The 896-nt window shown below is 55.0% G+C and carries 2 protein-coding genes and 1 tRNA gene; 2 read left to right on the top strand and 1 reads right to left on the bottom strand.

The features are described from left to right. Nucleotides 1–39: 39 nt before the first annotated feature. Nucleotides 40–115, bottom strand: a tRNA-Thr gene (locus tag EOB49_RS33985). Nucleotides 116–270: 155 nt separating this feature from the next. On the opposite strand from EOB49_RS33985, the gene EOB49_RS33990 reads away from it, so the two are divergent. Together EOB49_RS33990 and EOB49_RS33995 are read left to right on the top strand one after the other, a co-directional pair. Continuing rightward, a complete protein-coding gene (locus EOB49_RS33990; protein WP_127268088.1) occupies nucleotides 271–438 on the top strand; it encodes a hypothetical protein in 168 nt (55 codons plus the stop codon). A 223-nt stretch (nucleotides 439–661) separates the two neighbouring features. After that, entirely contained in the window at nucleotides 662–889 is a 228-nt protein-coding gene (locus tag EOB49_RS33995; protein WP_127383512.1) for a hypothetical protein, read from the top strand. Nucleotides 890–896: the final 7 nt, after the last annotated feature.

Here is an 896-nt window from a genome sequence, read left to right on the forward strand (position 1 = left end):
GATTAACTGTCTGAATTTACTCAATTGCCGCACTTTTGCTGGTGCCCCCGGACGGAATCGAACCGCCGACCTTCGGTTTACAAAACCGCTGCTCTACCAGCTGAGCTACAAGGGCACGGCGCTCCGGTTAGCATATTTGTTGCGCCAGTAAAGACAAAACTCCGTTTTTCCCCGGCATGCCGCATGGCCCGCCGACGAGCGCATCCTGAAAAGAGCTAGATTGCTTCCTACATCTAGGGGAGGTGCAATCGCTTTGCGCAGGGGTGTGGCATGATCAGATTAGTCATCATTCTCCCGATCATCTTCGTGGCCTGGATGCTGCTGGTGAAGATCATCAGCGATGTGAAGAAGGCCAATGTCGACTGGACCGGCGTCACCACCATCATCGGCTTCATCGCGCTGGCGTTCTGGCTGCGCCATGTCACGGGGATGGGGTGAGAGAGAGCGAATAGTGAGTAGCGAATAGCGAATAGGGAACGGCAACGTAGCGATTGGTAAGTGGCGTTCCTGCCTTTTCCTACTCGCTATTCGCTATTCACTATTCGCTCGGGCCAAAGGCCCCACAAAAATCTCTTCGACCTATCGAACCTTTTGCCGCGCCGCGCCGACTGATGGTTAGAGGCGAATGGGTCGCCTCGATCAAAAGATCCAGGAGATCATCATGTTCAAGCGCACTCTTACCTCAGGCCTCGTCGCCATCTTCGTCGCCACCGGCGCGCTCGCCGGCACTGTCGGCACGTCGTCAGCCCACGGCATGCACGGCCATCATCACCACCACAACCACAAACACAAACATCACAAGAAGCACTTCAAGAAGTTCTGGTGGAAGCACTACAACCACCACCACAACCATCACCACAGGCACGGCAGGGTGATCATTTTCCTTTAATGGAGGG

This window comes from Mesorhizobium sp. M7A.F.Ca.MR.148.00.0.0 (genome assembly GCF_003997735.1).
Classification (GTDB): domain Bacteria; phylum Pseudomonadota; class Alphaproteobacteria; order Rhizobiales; family Rhizobiaceae; genus Mesorhizobium.

Coding starts and splice junctions, on each gene's coding strand:
- EOB49_RS33995 (WP_127383512.1), top strand. CDS start 662: ATGTTCAAGCGCACTCTTACCTCAGGCCTCGTCGCCATCTTCGTCGCC.
- EOB49_RS33990 (WP_127268088.1), top strand. CDS start 271: ATGATCAGATTAGTCATCATTCTCCCGATCATCTTCGTGGCCTGGATG.